Genomic DNA, 3,028 nt, shown 5'->3' on the forward strand with positions numbered 1-3,028 from the left:
GATCAGGATTGTTGGCAAAAGCAGTTTCAAGCGCCTGATCCATTGTGAGCATTTGAGCGGTCGCCGCAAACAAAGGACTAGTCAAAAGCGCAAGGATCGAAATGAGACCTGCTCTTAGCATGGTCTTGTGCGTGATTGGGTGAGCAATAAGCTTTCTACACCGAAGTAATTCCATCATTCCTTAAAACCTTTAAAACTAAAACAAAAAGAATTTCCCATGAGGCAAATATAAATCTGCGCACCTATCAACAAGGTGACTGAAAAATTACAAATACGTTATCTAGCGGATAAGCCTCACTTAATGCATTAGGATTAAGTCCAATAAGTGCTCGCGCCACGCAACAACCCTAAACAAAAAAAGGCAGACGGCCCTAGTACTTTAGGAGGCGAAATCCGCATGAAAAACCTTGAAAAATTTTAAGACTCCTATGTTTCCCAGCAATTAAAGATGTAGCCAGAACCGAGCTTATAACAGATGAATAAAATTTTTAAATCAGGTTCTGCGAACATAAAACATTTCGAAACACTTAATAGAGGGTGAATTCCTATGCGTATCCTTGTGATAGAGGACGAGCCAAAGACTGCTGAGTACTTACATCAAGGTCTGACTGAAAGTGGCTATATTGTAGACTGCGCATCGACAGGGGCTGATGGTCTCCATCTGGCACGTCAGCAAAATTATGATCTGGTATTACTTGACGTAAATCTCCCTCAGATGCACGGATGGGACGTTCTTGAAAATATTCGGCAGACTAGTAGTACCAGGGTAATGATGCTGACTGCACGAGGACGCCTGGAAGATAAAATCAAAGGATTGGATCTGGGGGCCGATGACTATCTGGTCAAGCCATTTGAATTCCCAGAGTTGCTTGCAAGAGTACGCACGTTAATGCGCCGCAGCGAACATATTCCAGTTCCAGAGGTATTAAAAGTTGCTGATCTTGAACTCGATCAAGGCAGGCATCGCGCATTCCGCGGAAAACAACGCATAGATCTGACGACAAAAGAATTCGCGCTGCTCCATCTGTTGATGCGTCAATCTGGAGAGGTGTTATCTCGCACTCAAATCATCTCTTTAGTTTGGGACATGAATTTTGATTGCGACACCAACGTAGTCGAAGTTTCGATACGAAGATTAAGAGCTAAAATAGATGATCCATTTGAAACTAAATTAATCCATACCCTCCGCGGCGTAGGCTATGTACTGGAGGCGAGAAAATGAAGCAGGTCAGCCTGTCGATGCGGCTGGGGTTGGCAGTTAGCATTATGGGAGCAGTACTAGTAGTGTTTTTAGCGATACTGGCTTTTTTAGCGCTTACCCACGAACTTGATTCACGCGCAAAAAATAGCTTAGAAAAGAAGATGAGTCAGATTGAGCACAGTTTACTGATGGATATCAGTGCCCGTGACATGAGTTTAAAACCTCATGTGCTATTAGATCAAGTGCTGGGGCACGACAATCTTAACCTGACCATCTTTGATGATGACAATATGAGTAAACCTCTCCTGAGTTTTGGAGCAGATATACCTGAAGTATCTACGAATGAAACCGGAATAGCCGTCAGCAATAAGTTGTCGTACTATTCCCCAGCCGAGGAGACCGGAGGCCACATCCTCACAGCCTCTAAACTCATGAAATTAAAAGATGGTGAGTTCGTATCGGTCTTGCTTTCTATTGATCGCTCGAATGATGAAACGCTATTGAGCTCCTATTTGAGTTCAACCATTGTAGCGGTTCCACTGTTGTTGATTCTGATTGGTATCAGCGCTTGGGCTATTGTGCAACGTGGCTTATCCCCTCTCCGGGAATTCCGTAAAGTTGCAGCAATGGTATCGGCCCAGGATTTAAGTCATCGGCTCTCCGTTGTCAATATGCCCCAAGAGCTCAGTGAGCTTGCTCATGGCATAAACTTCATGCTGAACCGTCTTGATAGCGGAGTTCAACAACTATCGCAATTTTCTGATGACTTGGCGCACGAGTTGCGGTCACCGATTACGAACCTTATGGGGAAAGCACAGGTAACTCTTTCTCGAGAACGCCCGGCAACAGAGTACAAGGCTGTTTTAGAGTCATGCACCGAGGAACTAGGGCGAGTCACTAGAATTGTTTCAGACATGCTTTTCTTGGCCCAAGTAAGTCATCCGGCCGCACTCGTGCCGTTTGAAAGCATTTTACTAGAGGATGAAGCGCTAAAAGTCATTGACCTTTTCTCTCTATCGGCTGAGGAAAAGAGTGTTGGTATAACTGTCAGCGGTTGGGGAAAAGTTCTAGGTGACCGACTCATGATTCAGCGGGCTATTTCCAATCTTTTATCAAATGCCATTCGTCACTGCCCAGCAGGGCAGTCCATTGCTATAGCGATTGAAGCGCAATCTGAAAAAGTCTCCCTATCAATAAGTAATCCTGGGGTAGGAATTGAGCACCAGCATTTGTTCCATATTTTCGATCGTTTCTATCGTGTGGATAACAGTCGCTCACGAGCTGAAGGTGGTACTGGATTAGGGTTGGCCATTGTCCGATCCATCATGAGCCTCCATCAGGGAACGGCAGATGTCCATAGTATGCCGGGCCATCTGACAGTTTTTCGACTTGCATTTCCAAAATATAATGCACAAAGCAACTTAAAAGCCCAAAAACCAAGGGAGTGATTTTAGTAAAGCCGTAACTAAAATCACGACAAACAATAGTCTAAGAACGCGACTCCGAAAATCCATAGAGCATAGATAGCGCGGGGTACTTACAAATCGCAAAGCGAGATCAACTCCCTTTGGTACATCCTGCCAGTCTCCCCCAAAAAATGCGTGCAGCATTAAATTGACTATCTGCGCTGTAACACTTCGAAACGATTCCTCATAGATATCAGCCGAGCGGAGCTTGGCTTCTGGCTGAAATAAATGTACGGGAGTCGCGCATTAACATGCCTGCGACATATAGTCGCAAATACTTTTATCGTAAAATGTCCTCCTCCTGTTGACCCTGTAGCAGCTTCAGGCTTGATACTGACCACTTGAGCAATGCGCGGTTTTG

At 44.8% G+C, this 3,028-nt stretch carries 2 protein-coding genes; both read left to right on the top strand.

Annotated features, from left to right (window positions below):
* Positions 1-547: 547 nt before the first annotated feature.
* Positions 548-1,222: a heavy metal response regulator transcription factor gene (locus FQ182_RS29385; protein ID WP_077750417.1), complete on the top strand. Its 675-nt coding sequence runs from the start codon at positions 548-550 to the stop codon at positions 1,220-1,222.
* The gene (locus tag FQ182_RS29390) at positions 1,219-2,649 is read left to right on the top strand and encodes a heavy metal sensor histidine kinase (RefSeq protein WP_077750418.1); all 1,431 of its coding nucleotides are present in this window, start codon (positions 1,219-1,221) and stop codon (positions 2,647-2,649) included. Before FQ182_RS29385 ends, FQ182_RS29390 begins: the two co-directional genes overlap by 4 nt.
* Positions 2,650-3,028: the final 379 nt, after the last annotated feature.

Origin of the sequence: Pseudomonas sp. ANT_H4, assembly GCF_008369295.1 — a bacterium.
Lineage (GTDB): Bacteria > Pseudomonadota > Gammaproteobacteria > Pseudomonadales > Pseudomonadaceae > Aquipseudomonas.